This window comes from Flavobacterium sp. (assembly GCF_035299005.1).
Taxonomy (GTDB): domain Bacteria; phylum Bacteroidota; class Bacteroidia; order Flavobacteriales; family Flavobacteriaceae; genus Flavobacterium.
This window is the reverse complement of the sequence record NZ_DATGXL010000004.1, coordinates 250260-275441: the sequence shown is the minus strand read 5'-3', so window position 1 is coordinate 275441 and position 25182 is coordinate 250260. Positions and strand designations below refer to the sequence as shown.

Below are 25182 nucleotides of genomic sequence, written 5' to 3'. Positions count from 1 at the left end.
GCCGAAGTTAAAAATAGATACCTTGAATCAAACAAAATTATGGATTAAATAACGGACTATTTGTATCACAGCATGAAGGACATGGTTGTGTTCTATCATAAATTAAATGTGTGGCATCAATTAAATCGTTTCCAGATGCATCAACTCCTACAAGCATTAATTTTTGAGTTCCTGTACCATCAACGCCCATGTAGGCTCTAACGCTAACAACTCCTGCTGTTCCTAATAATTCTGTTAATGCTTCTCCTTGAATTAAATGGCCTTTTGCTAATGCTTTTGGTGGATTGTTTCTCCATGACTTAGCCCATGTTTTTGCTTCGTCAAGTGTAATCGTAAAATCTGACATAATTTGTTCTTTTAGAGGTTATACAAATAAATGTAAGAAAAATATCTATTTAACAAAAAAAAACAGACCAAAATGTCTGTTTTATCGATGAATGAATTAAAATGGTACATCTGAATCGTCATCCATTGTGTTCATTGTACTTCCAAATGCTTCATTTGGTGTTGGTAAATTTGGAGTTATAAATGGATTACTATCATCTAAATTCATTTTTGATGGTAATGCGTCAAATGGGGAACTAAAATCATCTAAATTTTCAAACTTTCCTAAGTTACCCACAAATTTTAATCGAATATTATCTAAACCTCCATTACGGTGTTTAGCAACTATAAATTCCGCTTGCCCTTGAGTTGGAGAGCGTTCTTCATCATCCCACTCGTCAATTTTATAGTATTCAGGACGATAAATAAATGATACAATATCTGCATCTTGCTCAATAGCACCAGATTCCCTCAAATCCGAAAGTAGCGGTCGCTTACTTGAACCACGAGTTTCAACAGCCCGAGATAACTGTGAAAGTGCAATAACTGGAACATTTAACTCTTTTGCTAATGCTTTTAAATTTCGAGAAATAGTTGAAATTTCTTGTTCACGGTTTCCACCACCTTTTCCATTTCCTCCAGCAGTCATTAATTGAAGGTAATCAATCACAATCATTTTAATTCCATATTGAGAAGAAAGTCTTCTAGCTTTAGCACGCAAATCAAAAATTGATAATGATGGTGTATCATCTATATATAAAGGGGCTTTTTCTAAATCCTTAACTTTGATTGACAGCTGTTCCCACTCATGTTTTTCAAGTTTTCCTGTTCTTAATTTTTCCGAAGAAAGTCCAGTTTCAGACGAAATTAAACGAGTAATTAATTGTACAGATGACATTTCTAATGAAAATAAAGCAACAGGTGCTCCAAAATCAATAGCCATATTACGAGCCATTGATAAAACAAAAGCCGTTTTACCCATACCCGGACGCGCTGCAATAATAATCAAATCGGAAGGTTGCCAACCGGAAGTTAATTTATCTAAATTATGAAATCCTGTAGCAATTCCGCTTAATCCTTCTTTTCCTGCAATTTCTTCAATGCGCTTTTTGGCTTGAATGACTAAACTTTGTGCTGTTTCAGAGCTTCTTTTTATATTTCCTTGTGTAACTTCATACAATTTTGATTCAGCTTTGTCTAGTAAATCAAATACATCAGTAGATTCATCATAAGATTCTTCAATGATTTCGCTTGAAATTTTTATCAAGCTTCGTTGAATAAATTTTTGAAGAATAATACGTGAGTGAAATTCAATATGAGCGGATGATGATATTTTTTGCGTAAGTTGTATTAAATAAAAATCGCCACCAGATAATTCTAATTTTCCGTTTTTCTTTAATTGAGCCGAAACCGTTAATAAGTCTATTGGTTGAGTTTCATTGAATAACTGAACAATAGCTTCAAAAATATGTTTGTGAGCATCTTTATAAAAGGCATCTGGTTGCAAAATATCAATAACTTCATCAACCCCTTTTTTATCAATCATCATAGCGCCAAGCACTGCTTCTTCAAGATCTAAGGCTTGAGGAGGTAGTTTACCTTTTTCTAAATTAATGATTGTAGTTTTATCTACTTTAATAGGGTTTATATTTCTGATATTTTCCATATTGCGAAGTTAACCAATTTTTACAAAAAAAATTGTTGAGTTCTTAATACTCAAGTGTTGATAACTTAATTTTATTGTTAATAAGCCAAAAAAAATCCGAAACTAATTCGCTCCGGATTTCTTATAATTATGTAGAACAAGGCTATTCTTTAAATTCGCCCATGTTACAATATTTATCCATTCTTTGAGCTACTAATTCTTCTGTTGATAAATCTTTTAATTCTTTATATGCTTTAGAAATATATTGTTCAACTGTTTTAAAAGTAGTTTCTTTATCATAATGAGCTCCTCCAAGAGGTTCTGGGATAATATCATCAATTAACTTTTGTTTTTTCATATCAAAAGAAGTCAATTTTAATGCTTCTGCTGCCTGCTCTTTATATTCCCAACTTCTCCATAAAATAGAAGAACAAGATTCAGGTGAAATAACAGAATACCAAGTATTTTCTAACATAAATACTCTATCACCTACTCCAATTCCTAATGCTCCACCTGATGCTCCTTCACCAATAATAACAGTAATGATTGGAGTTTTTAATCGAGTCATTTCAAAAATATTACGAGCGATAGCTTCACCTTGACCTCTTTCTTCTGCTTCTAAACCTGGATAAGCACCTGGAGTATCTACTAACGTTAAAACTGGAATTCCAAATTTTTCAGCCATTTTCATCAAACGAAGCGCTTTTCTATATCCTTCTGGATTTGCCATCCCAAAGTTTCTATACTGACGCATTTTTGTGTTGATTCCTTTTTGTTGACCAATAATCATATAAGATTGACCATCAATTTGACCAAGACCGCCAATCATAGCTTTGTCATCTTTAAAATTTCTGTCTCCAAAAAGTTCTAAAAATGTTCCTTTAGTTAAATTTGTTATATGTTCTAAAGTATAAGGACGATTTGGGTGTCTTGAAAGCTGAACACGTTGCCAAGCGGTAAGGTTTTTATATATTTTTCGCTTCGTTTCTTCTAATTTCTTCTCAATCTGCTTGCATGTATTTGTTACATCTACATCAGATTCTTGACCAATAATTTCACATTTATCTAATTGGTCTTCAAGCTCTTTAATTGGTAATTCAAAATCTAAATATTCCATAATCGGTTTATTTGGGTTTGTGTTTGTTATTACAAAGATAAAATTTTCAATTAACTTTATAAACTTATCTTTAATTAGTTGTTATTTTTTTTTTAAGCTTTTAACAATTCCGTTAGCAATCACTGTTGCTAAAATGATTATTGCACCTATATAAAACATGGATGACATTTGTTCCTTGTCTTCAAATATAAAATAAGCCAAAATTATACCATAAATTGGCTCTAAATTAATTGTCAACATTACTGTGTATGGGCTTAAATACTTCATAACTGCCGTAGATGCAATAAAAGCATAAGCTGTACATATTGAGCTTAAAATCATTAAGTAAACAAAATCTGAAACTGATAATTGAAAAAAAGCGGCGTCAAAACTATTACTAAACAATAAGAAAAATGAAAAAAACAACACGCCTCCAGTTAACTCATAATAAGAAATCACTGTAGGATCATATTCTTTAACAAATTTACTATTGATAACTGCAAAAGAAGCAGATAAAAAAGCAGATATTAATGCTAAAATTATTCCTTCAATATAATTAGTTTCTACATTAAATATGATGGTAAGTCCAAAAACTACAATTAATCCAAAGAAAATTTCGTACCAAACTATTTTTTTTCCAAAGAAAATAGGTTCGATTAATGAGGCAAAAAAAGCACCTGTTGATAGACATGCAAGTGTAATAGAAACATTAGAAACTTTTATAGCCCTAAAGAAAGTAAACCAATGCAATGCAATAATTAAACCAGCAACAAGAAATTTAAAAATAATTACTCTAGGTATTTTGGTTGGAATTTTTTTGTATTTAATATACCAATATATAAAAAACACTGCAAATAGCATTCTAAACCAAACCAATGGTAAAGCGTCAAGTGTTATCAACCTGCCTAGTATAGCAGTAAATCCCCAAATAAAAACTATTAAATGAAGATGTAAATAACTCTTTAAATTATCGTTTTGCATTACGTAGTAAATAAACTGCTAGAATTCCGAAAACAAAATTAGGTAACCAAACTGCAATAAATGGAGGAATACTAGATTTTTCGGCTAAAGTTCCAAATACTTTATCAAAGAAAATAAAAATAAAAGCAATTACAATTCCGATAGCAAGATTCACACCCATTCCCCCTCTTCTTTTCATTGAAGAAACTGCCACAGCAATAATTGTCAATATAAAAGCAGAAACTGGTAAGCTAAATTTTTTGTAAAAAACAACCAAATATGTATTTATATTACCATTTCCTCTTTCCCTTTCTTTATTAATAAAGGAATTTAACTGACCAATTGTCATTGTTTCAGCAACATATACAACTGGTGTTAAGTCATCTGGTTCAAAATTATAGGCCAAATCAATTTTATCAGATTTTAATAATCTATCGTCAAATTCTCCTATTAATCTTTTATTATAGTTATATAAAGTATATTTCTTTGATATCTCATTGTAACGAATTCTGTTTGCAGTAACTTTTTCAACTAAAACATTATCATAAAATCTTTCATAGGTAAAGTTGAAACCAGTTTGTGATAAATAATTGTAATTACTCACATAAATATTTTCTTCAAGTTTTCCTTCTTTCTTAATTTGTCTAAAAATATCGGAAGTTTCTCTTGTTTTATTATTCCCTTTTAAATTTTGATATCTAAAATCATTAAAACCTTTACTTGCTTTTGGTACCAAAAAGAACCCCATGATTAAAGCGAAAACAGAAACAATTGCAGCTCCATAAATAAAAGGTCGCAGAAATCTTGAAAATGAAATTCCAGAACTTAAAATTGCAATAATCTCGGTATTGTTAGCTAATTTTGAAGTAAACCAAATAATTGATAAAAACAAAAAAATAGGAAATAACAAATTGGCAAAATAAATTGTAAAATCACCATAATAGACTAAAATATCAGTCAATGGAATTTTTTTCTCAATCATTTTATTCACCTTTTCAGATACATCAATGGTAATCCCAATTGGAATAAACATAATTAACATCACTGAGAAAGTAACCAAATAACGTTTTAAAATGTATTTATCTATTATTTTCATATTTTAAGTTTCAGGTATCAGATTTCAAGTTTCAAACCAACATGAAACTTGAAACCAATTTTAAAGTCTTTGACTCATTTGAATCACCATTTTATTTTTCCACTCTCTGAAAGTTCCAGCTATAATTTGCCTTCTGGCTTCTCGAACTAACCACATATAAAAACCTAAATTATGAATCGTAGCTATTTGTTTTCCTAAGAATTCATTGGCAGCAAATAAGTGTCTCAAATATGCTTTCGAATATTCCGTATCTACCCAAGTGTGGCCCATTTCATCGATTGGCGAAAAATCAGCTTCCCATTTTTTATTTTTGATATTGATTGAACCGTGAGCAGTAAATAACATACCATTTCTAGCATTACGTGTTGGCATTACACAATCAAACATATCAATACCTAACGCGATATTTTCTAAAATATTGATTGGTGTTCCTACCCCCATTAAATATCTTGGTTTATCTTCTGGAAGAATGGCAGTTACTACTTCTGTCATTGCATACATTTCTTCGGCTGGCTCACCAACAGATAATCCTCCAATAGCATTTCCTTGAGCTCCAGCGTTTGCAATATATTCTGCAGATTGTTCTCTTAAATCTTTATATGTACTTCCTTGAACAATTGGAAAAAATGTTTGTTCATATCCGTATTTAAAAGGTAATTTTTCTAAATGATTAATACATCTGTCTAACCAACGGTGCGTCATGTGCATCGAACGTTTCGCATAACGATAATCACAAGGATAAGGTGTACACTCATCAAAAGCCATAATGATATCAGCACCAATAGTACGCTGAATTTCCATTACATTTTCAGGAGAAAAGAAATGGTAAGAACCATCAATATGCGATTTAAATTTTACACCTTCTTCTTTAATTTTTCTTCTTCCCGATAAAGAATACACTTGATAACCGCCTGAATCGGTTAAGATATTTCTATCCCAATTCATGAATTTATGCAAACCTCCAGCTTTTTCGAGTATTTCGGTTTGTGGTCTTAAATATAAATGATAAGTATTCCCTAAGATAATATCTGGATTAATATCTTGCTTTAATTCACGTTGATGAACTCCTTTTACAGAAGCAACAGTTCCAACGGGCATAAAAATTGGAGTTTCAATAACACCATGATCGGTAGTTATTTTTCCTGCTCTGGCTTTACTTTGTGGGTCTTTGGTAATTAAATCAAACTTCATATTGTGCTTTTACGAACCGCAAAGATAATTTATTTTAGAATTTAGAAATTGGAATTTAGAATTATTTATGATTAACAATAATTATTAATAACTTCTAACAAAATGATTTGTAGCACCAAAAAAATAAAATTACTTTTGCAAGCAATTAACATATATATCTTTTATAATGTCTAACACACAACAACTACAAGATTTTACAACACAAGTTCGAAGAGATATTCTTCGTATGGTTCATGCCGTAAATTCAGGCCACCCGGGAGGTTCTTTGGGATGTGCTGAGTTTTTGGTTACCCTTTACCAAGACGTTATGAAACGTAACGAAGGTTTTGACATGAACGGAATTAATGAAGATATTTTCTTCTTATCAAACGGTCATATTTCTCCTGTTTTTTACAGTGTTTTAGCTAGAAGCGGTTACTTTCCAGTAGCAGAATTAGCAACTTTCAGAAAATTAAATTCAAGATTACAAGGTCACCCAACGACTCATGAAGGTTTACCTGGAATCAGAATGGCTTCGGGTTCATTAGGACAAGGATTATCTGTTGCCATTGGAGCTGCGCAAGCAAAAAAATTGAACAACAACAACCATTTGGTTTTTGCTCTTTTAGGTGATGGTGAATTACAAGAAGGACAAAACTGGGAAGCGATCATGTATGCTTCAGCTAAAAAAGTAGACAACTTAATTGCAACTATCGACTTAAACGGAAAACAAATTGACGGAACTACAGACGAAGTTTTAGCAATGGGAAGCGTAAAAGCAAAGTTTGAAGCTTTTGATTGGATTGTATTAGAAATTAAAGAAGGAAACAACATTGATGCTATCAAAGCTGGTTTAGTAGATGCAAAAGCTAAATCAGGTAACGGAAAACCAGTTTGTATTTTATTACATACTGAAATGGGGAATGGTGTAGATTTTATGATGCATACCCACGCATGGCATGGAAAAGCGCCAAATGATGACCAATTAGCAAAAGCGTTAGAACAAAATGTTGAAACTTTAGGAGACTACTAAAATTATGAAAAAATATACCAACACAGGCAGCAAAGATACCCGTTCAGGATTTGGAGCTGGAATGACTGAATTAGGTCAAAAAAATGAAAACGTAGTGGCACTTTGTGCGGATTTAATTGGATCATTAAAATTTGACGATTTCAAGAAAAATCACCCAGAGCGTTTCTTCCAAATTGGAATTGCTGAAGCAAATATGATTGGAATTGCTGCTGGATTAACGATTGGAGGAAAAATTCCTTTCACAGGAACATTCGCAAACTTTTCTACTGGAAGAGTTTATGATCAAATTCGTCAATCGGTAGCATATTCAGATAAAAATGTGAAGATTTGTGCTTCTCACGCGGGGTTAACTCTTGGAGAAGACGGAGCAACACACCAAATCTTAGAAGACATAGGTTTGATGAAAATGTTACCTGGTATGACAGTAATTAACACATGTGATTACAACCAAACAAAAGCAGCAACTATTGCTTTAGCGGATCATCATGGTCCTGCATATTTGCGTTTTGGTCGTCCAGTAGTGCCTAACTTTATGCCCGCTGACGAACCTTTCGTAATTGGAAAAGCAATCTTATTAAACGAAGGAACTGATGTTACGATTATTGCAACTGGACATTTAGTTTGGGAAGCATTAATTGCCGCTGAAGCATTAGAAGCAAAAGGAATTTCGGCAGAAGTAATCAACATTCACACGATTAAACCTTTAGATGAAGAAGCAATTCTAAAATCGGTGAAGAAAACAGGTTGTGTAGTTACAGCCGAAGAACATAACATTATTGGTGGTTTAGGAGAAAGTGTTTCAAGAACGTTAGTGGCAAACCATTTAGTACCACAAGAATTTGTAGCCGTAAACGATAGCTTCGGAGAAAGTGGAACACCAGACCAATTAATGGAAAAATACAAATTAAACAATCAAGCGATTGTTGAAGCGGTAGAAAGAGTTATTAAAAGAAAGTAATCTTTTGAAATAATCATAAAAGCATTACGAAAGTAGTGCTTTTTTTTATGCAAAAAATTTAACAAAATGTACAGAAAATCTGTAATGCAATGTGATGAAGATATTTTATATTTGGATTTGAACTCATAAACCAAACTATATGCAACAAAAATTTTTTAAAACTCCCTACTCTTATTCCTAATTGGAATAATTATTGCGTCTTGTTCGTTAGAAGAAGATTACTCCAATAGTAGTTCTTATCAAAACAAAGTTAAAATTATGCACAAAAGTTTTAATGAATTGCTAAAAGACCAAAAGTTTAGTAAAGCTTACAACAAAGTGCAAGCTCAAAAAAACAATGCTGCTAAAACGGTTATGGAAGAACAATATCAGTTTACAATTGCAGATAAACCCGTTAAAATTGTTCAATCAGAAAACGGAACCACTTATACCCTTTTGATTAACAGAGCCATTGATGATGCTAACACATTTGAAAACTTAGTAATTAAATATGAAAACGATGGGAGTATAAACGCTACAATTATCAATTATCAGCCGTTTTATCCGTTAAATACTATGGATTATTTTACAAATAGTGCATTTAATGGTCTGCAATCTGTTACACCTATTGTGTATAACGATGCATTAGTGAGTACAACAGGAAAAATATCATCCGATTGCTATTCAGTTTGTACTATACTTTGCCATGATTTAACAGAGAGCGGCCCTTACTCAGTGCCACATCCACCAGGTACTTATTGCACAGGAAACAATGTAACCATTGATTGTGTGGTAACGTGTTGGGGCGACAATATAGGTGGGGAAGATACAGGAAACGACATTGGAACAGTAGACAACACCTCTGGTGGTGGAACAAGCAGTTCTACCAATTCTGGAAATGTTTCAACACCTCCAAACAATTGTGGTAACTGCAATAATCCTATAGAAACCATACCGGTTTTGGAGTTGGGTGAAGAGGAAGAAGTAATTGATCCTTGTACAGATTTGAAAAATAAATTTGTCTCTAATAGAGAAAACATAAAACCAATAATAGATTCTTTAAAAACTTTTTTAAATGAGCCTGATGAAAGAGGTGTTTCTTTTAAAGTAACAAGAGTAATAGAACAACCTGATAATTACGAACATTTATGGGAAGTTGGTAATGGTAATACGGCTCCTGTAAGTCTCGGAGGATTATGGTATGGTTCCATACATACCCACCCTTTTGGATATGACACAATGTTTTCTTGGCAAGATGTCGATAATTTACTCAGTCTTTATCAGGGAGCAACAGTTAGAAACAAAGCGCTTGTTTTTAACATGGTTGTAAGTTCAAGTGGAGATGTATATTGTATTAAGGTTGATAATATTGTAAAACTGAAACTTCAAATTGAAAACGACTGGAATATTCCCGAATTGGCAGATTGTGAGGATAGTGAAAAAAACGCCGTCTTACTTGAAATGATGCAAATAATATATTCATCGGATTCAAATAGTGAACGAGCTTTTTTGAAAAAATTTTCAAACTATGGTATTTCATTATACAAAGCAGATAGTACGTTGACTAATTGGTCCAAATTGTCATTAACTGATCCTGTTTCAGCCAATTCCATTGTAAATAATTCACCTTGTAACTAAAAAATAAATTATGAAAAAATTAATAACACTTTTACTTTTAATGAACTTTTATATAGTTAATGCTCAAAATCCTATTATTGATTTAGAAGACAGAGATGGTTCAATATTAAATGGAGCCTATTATAAAGACACAGATAATGTCTTTAATAACTATGAAGGTGTTTGGGAATACTCAAATGGTTTAGATACTTTAAAAATTGAATTACGCAAAATCACATTCCAATTTTTAGGTAGATATTATGAAGATGTTTTGGTTGGAGAAATAAAATATGTAAAAAATGGCATTGAAAAAGCAAATACATTACCAGAAATAAATACAAATTATGGAAAAGAAAAAAGACATACAATTTCTGGGAATACAATACTTACTTCTCCACAAAGGTTAAACTGTACAGATTGTGCACCAGGAGAAAAAAGAGTATATCTAGGATTTAAAGATCCAAATCCTTCTGTAGGTAGAGCTGGCTATATTATCTTCAAAAAAACAACAGTGGCAAATCAAGAAGCTATAAAAATATTTATAGGGTATGCTGGTGTAAGAAAAAGAGATGGTGAAATAATTCCAGAAACTACAATTCCATATGGTTGGTACACTTTAATAAAACAATAAACATAAGCAACGGCTTTTACAATTCTAAAAGTCGTTGTTTTTTTTGTATATTTATATTATGATTAAAAAAATGAAAATAATTATTTTATTATTGCTTTCTATTGGTTGCAAAGCTCAAAACACTTATCCTTTGTCTAATTTTCAGCAAAAACATTTAAAGAATAATAATTATATAAAAGATACTGAACATGTTTATGACAATTTTGCAGGTACATGGCAGTGGACAGATGGAACTTCAACTTTTACCATCAAACTTCAAAAGGTAGAACATTGGAAAATGCCTAATTCTAACTATTTTAGAGATTTAATTTTAGGAGGATATCGTTATGAAGAAAACGGAAATGTATTAGTTGATAAGCTAAATTTTACAACCAGTTTTACAATTGACCCTGCAACTTGGGTAGATTTTGCCGAAATGCAAGGAGGTGTTTCTTATCCTGACATAAATGAATTGGGTATGATTGTAAATGATATTATTAAAAATAAAAGATGTATGGCTGAGTTAACTTTGCAAATAGGTCCTAATGGCGAACAACAGCTACAGTGGTATTTACATGATTTTGAAACATACAGAGACCCAAGCTTAGGTCCAAAACCATTAGACTTTTCAATCCCTACAAATGTAATACTAACAAAACTGTAAAAATATAAGCAACGGCTTTTACAATTCTAAAAGTCGTTGTTTTTTTTGTATATTTATTTTATGATTAAAAGCCTAATAAACCTTGCAGTTTTACTTAATTGTTTAAATGCATGTTCGCAAATAATAGACATTGAAGACATGAATGGCACAAGAATAAATGGTGCTTATTATAAAGATATAAATAATTTATTAGATCCTTATGTAGGTACTTGGGTATATAGTAGTCCTACAGATACTTTAAAAATTAAGTTAAGAAAAGTAATTAACACCCCGTTTATTAATAATTCTTTTGAAGATTTAATAGTAGGTGAATACCAATACATTAAAAATGGTGTGGAAAAAATAAACACTTTAGCTAATTTCAATACAGATTATCCGATGCAAATAGCTCATAAAATAGACGGTAATAGCATTTTAGAGAATTATAATATTCCCATGTGCAATTATTGTAATCCAAATGAAAAACGGTTACAATTGTCTCTAACAGAACCGATAAGTCTTTGGTCTGCAGACTTAAATTTAAGATTAATATCTGTTAATGGTCAACCTGCTTTAGAAGTATTTAAATGGGGTACACCTCCTCCCGCAAGAATTGAAGGAGATCCAACAACAGGTTATGCAAATCCTATAATTGAAATTGATTCAAATTTTATTATGATAAAACAATAAACATAAGCAACGCCTTTTACAATTCTAAAAGTCGTTGCTTTTTTTGTATATTTATATTATGATTAAAAAATTGAAAATAATTATTTTACTATTGCTTTCTCTTAGTTGCAAAGCGCAGTCACCTATTTTAGATATCAGCGAATCAGGAACAGGACTTCCAAACGGATATTATCTAAAAGATACTTACAATCTACTCAACCCGTTTGAAGGGATTTATGAATACACAAACGGTAACACAAGTTTTAAAATAGTATTGGTAAAAAAAGTACAACAATATAATGGTGAATATTATGAAGATTTAATCATAGGAGAATATCAATATATTGAAAATGGCATAGTAAAAGTAAATACATTATCAGAATTAAATACAGTGTATAGCAATCAAAGAGTTCATAAAATTGATAGTAATTTTCTAGTTGGGAATAATTTTAAATTATTCCCATGTACAAGTTGCTTAACAAATGAAAAAAGATTATATACTTCAATAATGGACCCAATCTCAAAAAGATATGCAGATTTAATCATGCGTAGAACTACAGAGAATGGACAAGAAGTTATGAAAATTAAAATAACAAATCCAAGTGGTGGGGCATATTTAGAAGTCGAAGGGCCACCTGCTGAGTTTTCATTACCACTCGGTGAGTTAACTTTAATAAAACAATAAACATCTTAAAATAAATAAAAAACCCGCCTCATTTGTAGGCGGGATTTTTTATTTTAATTTGTATATGGTGGTTTACACGTTTTATCTAAATGTCTTCTTAACCTTGTAGGATCTGTAAAATCTGAGTCATCAGAAGCTGGTGATGGCAAAGTTGAAGGCGGTACAATAGGACCAGTAAACTTTCTAGGAATTCCTCTTCTATCATCATAAGGCGTCAAAGGGTCATCTGTCGATTTGCCTGTGTATGGATAATATGCCGTTTTAGTAACAGTTCCGTCAAGATATGTAAATTTAATTTCCTCCTTAGTCAAAACCCCGTCTGCATCATCATCAACATCTAAATAATCATAATAATCATCTCCATCAGTATCAATTGCTTCTTCAGACAAATCAGGCCCATATTCATATTTTGAAAGTATTTTATCACCATCATGATCACGATATCTTAATCTTTTTAAACTAAAAGTAAAAATCAATGGGGAATAAGCAGGAATTAATGCTTTCTCAATATTATAATATCCAAGACCACTAGGAACAAACATAACACCTGCACCATAGCCCGAATAAGTAACTAATCCCGTAGAAGGATTTTCTACATAATCACCCGTTTTAAATAATGGAAATATTTTTCCCCAAGCAGGAATAACTTCCTCTAATTTAAACCAAATAGGTGTTGAAGCATGATCAAAAATAGTTTTATCTAATAATTGCCCTTTATATGAAGAGTAAACAGAGTCAATTGCTGTTGGATTTTCATTGATTCCATCATTTAATTTTAAATAATATACCTTATAGTCAACATCATTCAAAGTTACAGGTAAATGAGTTAATTCAGGCATTTCAGATATAGGTGTTTGTGTACCCCCATCAGGTATTTCAGTAAATGTGGTGTTAAAATCTGCATCAACAGTTACATAATGTGTATCCAAAAAATTCTCAATCTCAACAATCTCTTCATTATAAACTTCCTGATAATCTCTTAATGGTTCAGAACTTGGTGAATCATCAGATGGACACGCCATAAAAGTAAACCCGATAATCAATAAAGCTACTATTTTATAAACTCTAATCATTATTATATATTTTTATAGGGCGCAAGATACAATTTTCATTTATTTTTGTAGAAATATTAACACGGATTTTTGATTTATATATGAGAATTGATAAATATTTATGGTGTGTTCGCTATTATAAAACTAGAAGTATTGCTACCGAAGCAGCAAAAAAAGGGCATATCACAGTGAATGGTCAGGTAGCTAAACCTTCTCGAGAAGTCTATCCAACTGATAAAATCAGCCTTCGAAAAGATCAAATCAACTATAAATTAACCGTTTTAGATTTACCTCTAAACCGATTAGGTGCCAAACTAGTTGATATGTACAGAAAAGACGAAACACCGCCTGAAGCCTTTGAACATTTAGAATTACTTCGCCTTTCAAAAGAACATTATAGAGCCAATGGTACCGGAAGACCAACAAAAAAAGATCGTAGAGAAATAGATGATTATATTTCTGATGAAGATTTTTATAACGATAAAGAAGATTAATAATGAATTACTGGGAAGAACGCTATCAAAAAAATGAAATTGGTTGGGATGTTGGCGCAATAACAACTCCAATTAAAGAATATATTGATCAAATTACAGATAAAAACATTAGTATTTTAATTCCAGGAGCTGGAAATGGTTATGAATTTGATTATCTCATTAAAAATGGATTTACCAATGTATTTGTTTTAGATATTGCAGCCTCTCCACTAAATAATATTGCCAAAAGAAATCCGAATTTTCAAGCAAATTTAATACACAATGATTTTTTTGAAATCAATGAAACTTTTGATTTGGTAATCGAACAAACTTTCTTTTGTGCAATTCCACCATCAATGCGAGCACAATACACAACAAAAATGCATCAATTATTAAATAAAAATGGAAAAATAGTTGGACTACTATTTAATTTTCCTTTATCAAATGAAGGTCCGCCATTTGGTGGCTCTATTGATGAATACTTAAATTTGTTCTCTGAAAAATTTAGAATTAAAATTTTAGATAAAGCATATAATTCAATCAAACCAAGAAAAGACAAAGAACTCTTTTTTATCTTTGAAAAAAAATAACACAACAAAAATGAAAAATATTATTTTAACTGAAAAGGAAATAGCACACAAAACAAAACGTATTGCCTACCAAATTTACGAAACATTTATTGATGAAGAAGAAGTGGTTTTAGCAGGAATTACCTCTAATGGATATATTTTTGCAGAAAAAATTGGCGCAGAACTTAATGCTATTTCTGATTTAAAAATCACCCTTTGTGAAGTTAAAATCAACAAACATCAACCTCAAGACATTGTAACCACTTCAATTCCAAAAGAGGAATATCAAAACAAAGGATTAGTTTTAATAGATGATGTTTTAAGTTCTGGCACCACTTTAATATATGGTGTCAAACATTTCTTAGAAGTACCGTTAAGTAAATTTAAAACAGCTGTATTGGTAGACAGAAATCATAAAAAATACCCCGTTAAAGCAGATTTCAAAGGGCTATCGCTTTCTACCTCATTACAAGAGCATATTCAAGTAGTTTTTGAGGAAAATAACTCGTACGCCTATTTATCTTAATAAATCGCTTATTTCGGCTACAATTTGTGTTATTGACTTATCATCAACACTAACTACATGTGCAACTTGATGATAGTAAAAAGAACGATCAAATAAATGTTTATTAATATAATCTATCAATTCCTCATCATTCAGATTAGTGAGTAACGGTCTCGTTGTTTTTTCAACTGTCAATCGGTTTGCTAATGAAATAGCCGTAGCTTTCAAATATATTGAAACCACACTATCATGCTTTAATAATTCATGATTATTAAAATAACATGGTGTACCTCCTCCAAGACTCAATACAAATGAATCCTTTTTTGCTAATACTTGCTTCAAAATTTCGCTTTCAAGCTTTCTAAAATAGATTTCACCTTTAGATGCAAATAAATTATTAATTGAAATTCCTTCCTTTTTTTCTATTAACTCATCCAAATCTACAAATGGTAAATCCATTGATGAAGCCAATTTTTTACCAACAGAAGACTTTCCACTGCCCATATACCCTACTAAAACAACTTTTATCATACAAATAATCCCTTATAAATTAAGGAGTTAAAAAAATTAATTAAAAAAAAGACAAATTTATAAGAAAAACCCATTGAAAAACGAATTTATGTTACTATATTTGCACCCGCATTCAAGGAAATAAATGACTTGGTAGCTCAGCTGGTAGAGCACATCACTTTTAATGATGGGGTCCTGGGTTCGAATCCCAGCCAGGTCACTACAATAACATATTCTTGAAAGCACCGACTTGGTAGCTCAGCTGGTAGAGCACATCACTTTTAATGATGGGGTCCTGGGTTCGAATCCCAGCCAGGTCACAATAAAGTTATTCGCCTTGGTGAGTAACTTTTTTTATTTTAGGCCATGTGGAGAAACGGTAGACTCGCCATCTTGAGGGGGTGGTGCTCGTAAGGGCGTGAGGGTTCAAATCCCTCCATGGTCACTACAATGATTTATAAAGTGCTATTTTTATTGATAATTTTATTTTTAGGGGAGTAAAAAGGGGACTATTTTTTTATTTAGTCCTATTAGTTTTTCTGAAGATTTTTTTGAATCATAACATAATCTTAAAAAGGAATATAAATAACTTCTATTGCATAGAAAATTCTTAAACTACCAAAATATCAATTTGTATTTAAAAAGCTCTAAAACGGTTTTAAATTATTTTAAACCTAATATTTATTAAATAGTTTTAAGAAAATTAAAATCCTTAATATTAAAATTATTGATTTTTATAAATTAACGAGTCATTAATTTATAAAAATTACTCTTCTTTTTCACTCAAAACAGATTCTTTCATTACTTTTTCTAAACTTTTATAATCAATAGATTTTTTTCTCTTAAAAACAAAAATTTCAATATAATCTGTAAATGATATAAATCTATCAAAGTATAAATTTTTACTATTCTCAAAATGCTTATGATAAGCATCAATTAAAACATCTAATCTTTTTAGGTATGTTGTTCTATACAATAAGTCATTAATATGAATAATTGTTATTGGTTTGATTCTCATTTTTAATTTATCATCTATTTCATTTAAATCTTTAATAACATATTCATTTATTAAATTATTAAAGGAAAGCGATGTCAATGTATCATCGGTCGTAATTATAATTGGATAATAAATTAAATTATTATTTTTAGCACACGTGTCAAAAAAGGAATATTTACCATCATTTGACAAATTAATAAAATTCAATAGTTGTTTAGCTGCTTTATTTTTATTTCCACTTTCATAAAACTTGTTTTTAAAATCTGTTTCTACCTTTTCAAATTTAGAATCTAGTTTAGCAATTAGTGATACTAATGAGTTTTTACATTCAAATAGAAAAACTTTATTCCCATTCCTAATGTAGTAATCTGGTAAAGCAAGATTATTGATATTCTTCACCTTGTAGCTTTTAATTTTATCTTCATTGAACTGAATGTATTTATTACCAAAAACTGAATTAACAGCATTTCCTAAAAGATACTTTTCAACAAAATCCGAACTATAAACTTGGTGAAAATTTGAATTTTCAGAGTTTGAAAAATTCAATAAATCATGATACATCCCTGTAAAAAATTTATTCAAAACAAAATAAAAATCAATAATCAAATATTCTCCATTATCCATTCTATATAATGGATTTTTCATTATTTCTGATAATTCATTCCATTCTGAAGAATTAATATTATGATTTGAGATGTAATTAAAAAATGTAATTCCTTTCTCTTGTTCGTCAATTGAGAATTTATGATGGTTTATGGCAACCTGACCAATTCTAAATATTAGTGTAAATAACTCATAAAGTGTTTTAACATTGAATTTTTCCAAATACCTTGTCAAAGTATTTTCTAATTCCGGTTTGGTATTTATCCACTTTTCAAATTGCACGAATTTTAAAGCTTCTACCCAAAGTTTTTTATTGGCTAAATCTGTATTGATTAAATATTGATTTAACCCTAAATGAAGATGAAGTCTTATTTCATTTGACATTGACAAATTACCAACCAGATACTTTTTTGTAAAAACTTCTAGTCTATTGGCTATTTCGTCATTTAAGATTAAATAGAGTTTGAAAAGACTTTCAGGATTATGACTTACTTTTTCAATATTTATCTTTTTCTTTAATAAGATTTCGATAGTTCGTAATGTGCTTATCTTGTTAATTATTTTTACATTTTTGAGATTTTTTCTTTCAGAATGTTCTATAAAAACTCGAATAAAATTTGTTTTAAAATCCTCCGATGCATCAGGTATCCACTCTCTAAGAATAAATCTAATTTCTGAATATTCATTTTGGTAAACTAAATGTTCATTTTTATTTATAAGTACCAGAAATTCTAATGCACTCTCTAGATGTATTTGCTTAACAAGAACATCAATTGATTCCGAATTTTTATAAAATTCTTTATAGCCTAATCTGGATATTAGTTTTGTTTTCATTTAAGTAAATTGTAAAAAAACACAAATTAAGCATCTAGTTATTATTTAAATAAAAATATAAATGAAACCTAGTATTTTCTATACATAGTCTAATTTTTCCAATATTGGTAATCCAAGTTCTTCCTTCCCAAAAATCTAAGGATTGTATTTCATTACCTTCTAAAATTGATTTTCCATCACAATCCATCCCTAATTTTTCGATAAATAATTGTAAAAGTTGATTAATTTCATGTTGGGTGCAAATGAAATAATTAGAAGGTGTTTCTTTACTTAACAAAAAATAAAAATCTTCGTTATTAGTTTTTGGAATTATTATTTTATTGAAAAAATTAAAATGGAAATAATCGCAGAACTTTTCCACACCAAAAAAATCTCCATTATCCAAATACAATGGTTGTCTATTTTCTATATTATTTAAGTCATTAATAACCGCTGCATATGAATCGTCAAATGTTTTTTGATTCAAATATTTGTGATAATAACTAATAAATTCTTGTGGTTTAAAAACTTTAGTTCTTACACCAAATTTATCATACACTTTTTGTGTTTTAAAAAAGTTTTTATTGTCGTTAGTGATAAAAATATCGCATAGTGATGCAAATGCAGTATGAGAGGCATCCTCAGTGGTGTTTTTAAAGGTATTGCTTTCTTTTTCGTTTACTCTAACCTTATCTGCTTTGTAACCATGCATATCTAGAGTGATATAACTATTTGTTAAATCATTAAACCATGCAGGAGCATTTTTATTTTTATCGAAATATTGGTCTGGATTAAATGGTTCTATGCCTAACTTTTTATAAGCATTTTGAATTACTTCATAGGGATCTTTATCATCATTGAAGTGTCCACTGTTAACACCGATTTTTTGAACTGAATCTCTTAAAAATTTATAATCTTCCTTTTCATTTAAATTTTGGTACATATTCCCTAAACTTTTAAAAAAGCCATTCATATTAGGTTCTTCTTTTAAGCCTGGAAACATTTTATTCATCATATCTGCACTTTCGGGATTATCGAAAGCTGCTTTAAAAGCACTATCCAATTGAATTGTTGCCAGCATGTCTTTCATTGAATTAATCAAAGGGTCGTTACCAATTGAACTAAATAAACTATCTAAACTAAAATCGGTAAATAGAGGTGCTTCTCTTATTCTATCATCTAACAATTCTCCTGGATCTATTGTATTAATTAAAACTTGCTCCCCAGTATTAAATAGACATTGGTTTTTGGAAATTTCCCTAATAAAATCTAAATCTTGATTAATCAATCTTTGTTCTTCTTCAGAATGATTTTTAATACTTGCTAAAATATCTCCGATATGCGATGTCGAATAGGGTAAGAAGAATTTTTGTTCATTTAAAACTATAGCAGATAACTCTGGAAAATGACCATTTTTCAATCCTGACATTATGTTCCAATCTAGATATAGTTTTATCATTATTAATATAATTATATTAAAAAATAAACTAGTTTAATGAGTTCTTTAATCCTTTTAATACTAAAAATATTATTTCATGAATATGAATAGTTTCAAATAATCTTTGATTTTCACTTTCACTTAATCCATTATTATCACTTAATTTTTTTAATGAATAAGTATTAATGAAATTTAAACTCTCTTTATAATCTATTTTTATGTTATTTTCTTTGGAATTATAAAAATCAACAAATTTACTATATTCTGGATTCTGTTTTTTTTGCCATTCTTCAGATAATTCTTCGGGTTTTTCATTATTTACAGCATCAATAATAGACTTTGTTATGCCCCCAAATGCTCCAATTAAATAAGTTGGTTTATCTGATTTTAATGAAAGTAATACTTCCTCTAATAAGCCAGGGTATTTTCCTTTAAAATTACTTTTTCTACCACCCATGAAAATTCTACCATGATTATCATCATTCATTTGATTTCTCATTTTCGTCAAACACTCTGACCAAATAAATAAGTTTTCATTCCCAATTGGTGGGTAAAACTCATTTATATTTAAGTTTAAATCTTCTGGAGGTGTTACTTTATTAACTTTTACTCCATTTTTAATGAAGTCTAAATTTTGCCTTTCTTGAATGTTTAAATAGATTGGAAAACTAAAATAATTTTCATAGTATCTGTTATTGTCTTTGTGAGGCGTATATTGTTTTACAATTTCAGAAAACAAAAAAGTATATCCTTCAGCTCTTAAATCACCTCCATATAATAATGTAGCACCATTGATAATTAAATACCTCGTGAGTTCTAATATTGTGTCTTGCTGGTGGATTTTAGAGAATCCTAGCTCTTCTAAATTCTCGCTTTCACTAATTGAAATTGCAATTTTTTTATTAGTGAAAAGGAATTTTTTAGATTTCATCTCATCTCTTTCTTCAATGACTTCATTTACTAGAAAATCTTCAAAATCTTCAGGTTCATTTTTATCTTTATTTATCATACTAAATGTAATTTGGTAATTGAACCGGCGTTAAAAATTTAATTGTACTATCAACATCGTTGAGTAAATTTATTTCTTCAATTCCTAAAGGTGGTTCAGGATATAAAACAACTAAGTCTTTTGTTTCTACAATATTCTCAGATTTGTATTTTTCAATATCAATATAATTGAATAGTTCAGGTGCTTTTGATAAAATTATACAATAGTTTTTTGTATCTATTTCATACATTTTTTTACAATATTCAAGTAACGCTTTGTTATAACTAATTTGAATTACTTGAACTAATGTATCATTTATTATTTCTTCAATATTATCTTCCCATATCAAAGTAGGAACATTTCCTAGATATGGAAAGCTTCTAGTTTCTCCTTTTTTTACACTTTGAACACATAAAATAGGACAGCCAAATCTCTTAGCAACTATTACTTCTCTTCTACACCATTCTCTATTGGAGTATTCATCAGTATTGAAGATAATAATAGCTGAATTGTCTATATTTTTATTAATTTGTTCTTCAAAATCATGACCATCAGCAATATCATTTGTATCAAAAAAAGTATCTAGCTTGGTATAACTTTCTAAATAGTCTCTGAATTTTTTGGCTAAATCTTCACCATCTTTTTTTGCGTGACTTAAAAATAATTTCACAGGAGCATCGTCAGTTTTTTTGGTATTATAGACTTCTTTTTCATTTTTTAATTGTCTAGCTATGTCATGTAATAAACGTGATTTGATTAACTTCCATTTATTGTCAAAAATATCACTATCAGTTACACCACTAATTTCATTCGCTCTAATAAATTGAATCTTGTTTAAACCGACTTGGTCGATATAGTATGAATAGTCAGAAAATGCAATTGGAAACACTCTAGTGTTTTTAGGTATGTTTTTAACTAATTCTTGAACATAACTTCTCCAATCATCATTATTAACCATTTTTTCATCAACTAATATTACAACTGCATTTTTATGAGACTCTTTATAGTTAATTGCTATTGGAATATTATTATTAGGTTTTGGCTTACTTCGGAAGTATACAGGAATATTAATCGCTCTTGCTAGAGGAGATTTTAGTTCCCTGCAAAAGGTTGAAAATATATTTTCAGCATATAATTTACCTTCAATAAATTCCGGATGCCAAATGACATAAATTGAAAATGGGCTTGTGAAATTGTTTTCTTTTATTGACATAAATCTTTTGTTAACTGTAATATTCCTTTATTGACTATCATTCCTGAATTTTCTCTGTTTGAGAACGCTTGCTCAATATACTCTTGTAATAAATATCTATCCTCAGTCCAATCTTTTAGAATTGCGTAACCTGACTTAAAATTTTCAATGAATCTCTCGGGATACTCATCTTCATCATAGTAATTGGAATTGTAATCTGGGTGTGAAGGAAGCCTTATCCCCAGTATTCCAGAATATTTATCACCAACTCTAAGATCTAAAGCTCCATAAATTTCCCAATCGATATGCTTTCTACATTTTGTTTTAGGTCCAAGCAAAACTACTAATACAGTAACATCATTTAAATAACCTTGTTGAATAAGTTGTTTTATGTAACCATCACTGTTATCTGAATTAATATCACCATCATTAACAGATTTATTAATAATTAAATCAGAAAACCTATTGTCAAATTCTATTCTTTTATCTTCATCTTCTTTATGATAAAAGCTAACAAATGTTTTATGCTTTTGAATATTTTTTGGTATTGAAATATTCCATGTGAAAATATTTCCATCATAAAAAAACTTTTTCCTTTTACTCCATTTACCATCACTTTTTTTATCAATGCTGTATATGCCATAGCCTTTTAGAATAATTGAAACTAACCAGTTTCTATCCTTTTGACCTAAATCTGTAAAACTACTTCCATCCCATGAATGGGCAATGACATTGTCAATTAGCTGCCTTGAATTTTCAAATGAAAGTTTTGAAATAAAATATTCCATAATTATAAATTATTTTCTAAAATTGTAGCTAATGGATGATAGAATGAAGAATAGGTTTTTATCTTTCTTTGATTTTCTAAAATATATTCTGATTGACCTGTAATTTGTGTTATCAAACTATTGAAAGATTTTATACCTCTAACCACTTGAACTGTTTTTAAATAATCTGGTAATTCTGAAGAAGTAATACCTTGAATAGTTATTGCTCCTTGAATAGTTTTATCATTTCCATATCCAATTTCCCATGGTACCCATTTTGAATATAAAGTATCCTTGGAAATTACGCACAGCATATGCGAACTCATTTTTATACCTTTTTTTATAGAGTCAACAACTCCAGTTGGGTTATTTGTTTGTCTATAAAATTTTAAATCTTTATCATACTCATCAAAATAAACATCAATACCTGCATTTATTAGATAGTCTGCTATTTTTTTACAATATTCTGTATCGGCTTTTTGATGGCTGATAAAAACACATTTAACATTTAAATTTAAATTTAAATTTGCTTTAAATTCATTTAAAGTTAAAGCTCTATTAATTCCTATCATTTTTTATTTCTTTAAAATATTTCTTTTCATTCTAGTTCGAGAGTTGTCTATTGAATTAAATAAGTTATCTCTCTTCCAAATAGCATAATTTACTTTACTTTCAAAATCTCTTTCAACATTACTCCAACGCATTGATACAGCATAACCAGAATCAATATTATCTTGTAGCCGAGGTGGAATAGAATGGTTTTGACATGGCAAAAAAATACACAATAACCCATTAGCTTTAAAGCTTTTAAGTGATTTTGTAGGATGTTTATATCCTCTTAATGATGCCCAAATTTCAGCATCCACCCATTTTCTTTTGCCTGTTTCAGAACCAATGAGTACAATCGTGACTGAGCAACTTCGCATTTTATCCCGAATTTTTTTGTAGATACCATCATCGCTTAAATACCCGATATCATCTTTTAATGAATAATCCGCAACTTTCATTCCCTCTTTTAAGAGTCTTAATTCATTCAAATAATTTTGATCATTCTTGTGATGGTAACTAATAAAACAATTAACCATAATCAATTTCTTTTTTACTTTTCTTCACCTTAACAAACAACCTAGAAATATATTTCTCTTACAACTCAAATAAAAACTACATCATTTATCTAAATTTGTAGTATAATTCCCAAACATAACTAAAAAAAAGTATCTATACAACCCGTAAAAATACCTGATTTTCAAACCAGGTAAAAATACGTAGGAAATTACAACAGCTAAGGTAAATAAAGGGATTGATAAAACTTTACGGATTTCCGTAAAAGGAAACTTAAAATTTACTTCCGCGGATTTTATTAAATTTTGATATCTTGAAAATTAAACTTAAGGGAAAGAAAAATCACTTGATTTTATTTAATTGGATTAATCTTCTAATATGCTTGAACGTCATAAATGGTAAGACAAAAAATCCAATGAAAATCGCAGCAAATAACTTAATCAATAAATATCCAAAATAAAAAATAGATAAATTAAAATACATCTTTGGAAAACCTTTATCTAATATTTTCCAACCTGGCACAATACCTGAATATCCATAAAACATTGCTAAATAAAATGAGAATCCAACATTTTGTGGTTGTTTATGCATTGAAAATTTACTCATCATAAACATGATTAGCAATCCAAAACCATAAGCAAAGATCAAATCTTTAACAATTTGACTTTTCTCATTTTGTATTCTGATACTATTGCAAGCAGTACATATAGGAAAAGAAAACTTCTTAGAGCAATTTCTACAAAGTCCTTTTCTACAATCTTGACATTGCGCTACTGAAACTTCTTCATTGTGGTGGTAACAATTCATATCTCTGCGGTATTAAATAGGTTAAAAAAGCACGTGGGCTAATTCCCCAAGCTAGTCACAGAGGTCCGACCAAGAACCCACACTACATAGCAAAAAGGAACGCCCACGCTTACCGCAGACGTTTCCACTCTTACTTCCTGTAGTGTTAAAAAATTTGGTCGATTTCTGTAACAGGAAATTTTAAGCGAAACGCAATATTTTAAAATTTATAATTTTACTTTACATATAATTTATTTCGAATCTTAATAAGCTACTTTTATTATCTAAGCTTACAAATATCACAATTAATATTTAATTTTTCCTTAATAAAATCAAACTCTTTAAAGTCATTATAAAAAAAACCCTCTGAATCATTTTCAACATTATTAATTGTTTCTGAAGTAAATAAAACTCTTTCAATTTCTTTACCTTTAAAATTTTGAGTTATTTTATATGTATTTATCATTCCATTGAATTTATCAATTAAAAAATAACCCCAATCATGATATTCATAAACATACTGTCTTTTATTCAAACCAAAAAAGTATGCTTTTAATATTTTTTCATTAGAGTACTCTTCAATTTTAATAATTTCATTTTTCTGGCAGTAAACCCTGTATTCTGAAATAAAGTTATCCTTTTCGAAAAAGTTTATTATTATATAATATTCTTCATCTTTAAAAAAAAATTCTTTAATTAATTTTCCATCTTTGATAACTTCAATTTTATTTTTAGACTTAATAATTTTATCAAGAATTAATTTATAATTCTTATTATTAGTAAAATCTTTATCATTTAAATCTATCTTTTCATAATATGAATACTGACCTTTGATTGTGTCATAAACCTTTTTTACATTTCTAGACGAAATAGTATCAGTTTGACTGTAAATTGATATTACATTCAAAAAAAATATTAAAAAAATGTATATTCTTAACATAA

Annotated in this window: 27 protein-coding genes and 3 tRNA genes; 13 read left to right on the top strand and 17 right to left on the bottom strand. The window is 29.6% G+C overall.

Annotated elements, in window-relative coordinates; all coding sequences use genetic code 11:
- Positions 1 to 37 precede the first annotated feature (37 nt).
- The 6 genes from VK164_RS02690 to tgt form a co-directional block, all read right to left on the bottom strand.
- Complete coding sequence (locus VK164_RS02690; RefSeq protein WP_324207865.1) at positions 38 to 346, bottom strand: hypothetical protein; 309 nt, start codon at positions 344 to 346, stop codon at positions 38 to 40.
- Positions 347 to 442: 96 nt separating this feature from the next.
- Positions 443 to 1990, bottom strand: a complete 1548-nt coding sequence (gene dnaB, locus VK164_RS02685) for a replicative DNA helicase (RefSeq protein ID WP_324207864.1) — start codon at positions 1988 to 1990, stop codon at positions 443 to 445.
- A 142-nt stretch (positions 1991 to 2132) separates the two neighbouring features.
- Positions 2133 to 3086, bottom strand: a complete 954-nt coding sequence (locus tag VK164_RS02680; RefSeq protein ID WP_166237444.1) for an acetyl-CoA carboxylase carboxyltransferase subunit alpha — start codon at positions 3084 to 3086, stop codon at positions 2133 to 2135.
- Between the two features lie 81 nt (positions 3087 to 3167).
- Complete coding sequence (locus tag VK164_RS02675) at positions 3168 to 4046, bottom strand: DMT family transporter (RefSeq protein ID WP_324207863.1); 879 nt, start codon at positions 4044 to 4046, stop codon at positions 3168 to 3170.
- Complete coding sequence (locus tag VK164_RS02670) at positions 4033 to 5121, bottom strand: LptF/LptG family permease (RefSeq protein WP_324207862.1); 1089 nt, start codon at positions 5119 to 5121, stop codon at positions 4033 to 4035. The genes VK164_RS02675 and VK164_RS02670 overlap by 14 nt, the downstream gene beginning before the upstream one ends.
- 60 nt (positions 5122 to 5181) lie before the next feature.
- Positions 5182 to 6312, bottom strand: coding sequence for a tRNA guanosine(34) transglycosylase Tgt (tgt, locus tag VK164_RS02665; protein ID WP_324207861.1), 1131 nt, complete (start codon positions 6310 to 6312; stop codon positions 5182 to 5184).
- A 163-nt stretch (positions 6313 to 6475) separates the two neighbouring features.
- Between tgt and VK164_RS02660 the strand changes: the two genes are divergently transcribed.
- From VK164_RS02660 to VK164_RS02630, 7 genes are all read left to right on the top strand, one after another.
- Positions 6476 to 7324: a transketolase gene (locus VK164_RS02660; protein WP_324207891.1), complete on the top strand. Its 849-nt coding sequence runs from the start codon at positions 6476 to 6478 to the stop codon at positions 7322 to 7324.
- A gap of 4 nt (positions 7325 to 7328) precedes the next feature.
- Positions 7329 to 8282, top strand: a complete 954-nt coding sequence (locus VK164_RS02655) for a transketolase family protein (protein WP_324207860.1) — start codon at positions 7329 to 7331, stop codon at positions 8280 to 8282.
- A 258-nt stretch (positions 8283 to 8540) separates the two neighbouring features.
- Positions 8541 to 9899 carry a hypothetical protein gene (locus VK164_RS02650; RefSeq protein ID WP_324207859.1) on the top strand — a complete coding sequence of 453 codons (1359 nt, stop codon included), beginning with the start codon at positions 8541 to 8543 and terminating at the stop codon, positions 9897 to 9899.
- A gap of 10 nt (positions 9900 to 9909) precedes the next feature.
- Entirely contained in the window at positions 9910 to 10509 is a 600-nt protein-coding gene (locus VK164_RS02645) for a DUF6705 family protein (RefSeq protein WP_324207858.1), read from the top strand.
- A gap of 70 nt (positions 10510 to 10579) precedes the next feature.
- Positions 10580 to 11152: a DUF6705 family protein gene (locus tag VK164_RS02640; protein WP_324207857.1), complete on the top strand. Its 573-nt coding sequence runs from the start codon at positions 10580 to 10582 to the stop codon at positions 11150 to 11152.
- A gap of 60 nt (positions 11153 to 11212) precedes the next feature.
- The gene (locus tag VK164_RS02635; RefSeq protein ID WP_324207856.1) at positions 11213 to 11821 is read left to right on the top strand and encodes a DUF6705 family protein; all 609 of its coding nucleotides are present in this window, start codon (positions 11213 to 11215) and stop codon (positions 11819 to 11821) included.
- Between the two features lie 70 nt (positions 11822 to 11891).
- Positions 11892 to 12485 carry a DUF6705 family protein gene (locus VK164_RS02630; RefSeq protein ID WP_324207855.1) on the top strand — a complete coding sequence of 198 codons (594 nt, stop codon included), beginning with the start codon at positions 11892 to 11894 and terminating at the stop codon, positions 12483 to 12485.
- A 53-nt stretch (positions 12486 to 12538) separates the two neighbouring features.
- Here the strand turns inward: VK164_RS02630 and VK164_RS02625 are convergent, their stop codons facing one another.
- Entirely contained in the window at positions 12539 to 13558 is a 1020-nt protein-coding gene (locus VK164_RS02625; protein ID WP_324207854.1) for an FKBP-type peptidylprolyl isomerase, read from the bottom strand.
- 80 nt (positions 13559 to 13638) lie between these two features.
- Here VK164_RS02625 and VK164_RS02620 point away from each other — a divergent pair, with 80 nt between their 5' ends.
- Genes VK164_RS02620 through VK164_RS02610 form a run of 3 tightly spaced genes read left to right on the top strand, consistent with a single transcriptional unit; the run spans position 13639 to position 15105 of the window.
- Positions 13639 to 14031, top strand: a complete 393-nt coding sequence (locus tag VK164_RS02620) for an RNA-binding S4 domain-containing protein (protein WP_324207853.1) — start codon at positions 13639 to 13641, stop codon at positions 14029 to 14031.
- Positions 14032 to 14033: 2 nt separating this feature from the next.
- Positions 14034 to 14600 (top strand): methyltransferase domain-containing protein, encoded by a 567-nt coding sequence (locus VK164_RS02615; RefSeq protein ID WP_324207852.1) that lies wholly within the window; start codon positions 14034 to 14036, stop codon positions 14598 to 14600.
- A 10-nt stretch (positions 14601 to 14610) separates the two neighbouring features.
- The gene (locus VK164_RS02610; RefSeq protein WP_324207851.1) at positions 14611 to 15105 is read left to right on the top strand and encodes a phosphoribosyltransferase family protein; all 495 of its coding nucleotides are present in this window, start codon (positions 14611 to 14613) and stop codon (positions 15103 to 15105) included.
- On the opposite strand, the gene VK164_RS02605 is transcribed toward VK164_RS02610, so the two are convergent.
- Entirely contained in the window at positions 15097 to 15615 is a 519-nt protein-coding gene (locus tag VK164_RS02605) for a shikimate kinase (RefSeq protein ID WP_324207850.1), read from the bottom strand. The two genes, VK164_RS02610 and VK164_RS02605, sit on opposite strands and share 9 nt — an antisense overlap.
- Positions 15616 to 15741: 126 nt before the next feature.
- On the opposite strand from VK164_RS02605, the gene VK164_RS02600 reads away from it, so the two are divergent.
- The 3 genes from VK164_RS02600 (at position 15742) to VK164_RS02590 (ending at position 16039) form a co-directional block, all read left to right on the top strand.
- Positions 15742 to 15814 (top strand) — tRNA-Lys (locus tag VK164_RS02600).
- Between the two features lie 27 nt (positions 15815 to 15841).
- Positions 15842 to 15914, top strand: a tRNA-Lys gene (locus VK164_RS02595).
- 42 nt (positions 15915 to 15956) lie between these two features.
- Positions 15957 to 16039 (top strand) — tRNA-Leu (locus tag VK164_RS02590).
- Between the two features lie 321 nt (positions 16040 to 16360).
- On the opposite strand, the gene VK164_RS02585 is transcribed toward VK164_RS02590, so the two are convergent.
- The 9 genes from VK164_RS02585 to VK164_RS02545 all read right to left on the bottom strand — a co-directional run bounded on the left by VK164_RS02585 (position 16361) and on the right by VK164_RS02545 (position 25180).
- Positions 16361 to 18028, bottom strand: a complete 1668-nt coding sequence (locus VK164_RS02585; protein WP_324207849.1) for a hypothetical protein — start codon at positions 18026 to 18028, stop codon at positions 16361 to 16363.
- A gap of 34 nt (positions 18029 to 18062) precedes the next feature.
- Positions 18063 to 19466, bottom strand: coding sequence for a hypothetical protein (locus VK164_RS02580; RefSeq protein ID WP_324207848.1), 1404 nt, complete (start codon positions 19464 to 19466; stop codon positions 18063 to 18065).
- Positions 19467 to 19494: 28 nt separating this feature from the next.
- Positions 19495 to 20454: a hypothetical protein gene (locus VK164_RS02575; RefSeq protein ID WP_324207847.1), complete on the bottom strand. Its 960-nt coding sequence runs from the start codon at positions 20452 to 20454 to the stop codon at positions 19495 to 19497.
- A 1-nt stretch (position 20455) separates the two neighbouring features.
- Positions 20456 to 21646 (bottom strand): toll/interleukin-1 receptor domain-containing protein, encoded by a 1191-nt coding sequence (locus VK164_RS02570; RefSeq protein WP_324207846.1) that lies wholly within the window; start codon positions 21644 to 21646, stop codon positions 20456 to 20458.
- A complete protein-coding gene (locus VK164_RS02565; RefSeq protein ID WP_324207845.1) occupies positions 21637 to 22413 on the bottom strand; it encodes a TIR domain-containing protein in 777 nt (258 codons plus the stop codon). The genes VK164_RS02570 and VK164_RS02565 overlap by 10 nt, the downstream gene beginning before the upstream one ends.
- Positions 22414 to 22415: 2 nt before the next feature.
- Positions 22416 to 22964: a toll/interleukin-1 receptor domain-containing protein gene (locus tag VK164_RS02560; protein ID WP_324207844.1), complete on the bottom strand. Its 549-nt coding sequence runs from the start codon at positions 22962 to 22964 to the stop codon at positions 22416 to 22418.
- 3 nt (positions 22965 to 22967) lie between these two features.
- On the bottom strand, positions 22968 to 23477 hold the full coding sequence (locus tag VK164_RS02555) for a TIR domain-containing protein (RefSeq protein WP_324207843.1): 510 nt from the start codon (positions 23475 to 23477) through the stop codon (positions 22968 to 22970).
- Between the two features lie 319 nt (positions 23478 to 23796).
- Positions 23797 to 24261, bottom strand: coding sequence for a hypothetical protein (locus tag VK164_RS02550; protein WP_324207842.1), 465 nt, complete (start codon positions 24259 to 24261; stop codon positions 23797 to 23799).
- Positions 24262 to 24520: 259 nt separating this feature from the next.
- Positions 24521 to 25180, bottom strand: coding sequence for a hypothetical protein (locus VK164_RS02545; RefSeq protein ID WP_324207841.1), 660 nt, complete (start codon positions 25178 to 25180; stop codon positions 24521 to 24523).
- Positions 25181 to 25182: the final 2 nt, after the last annotated feature.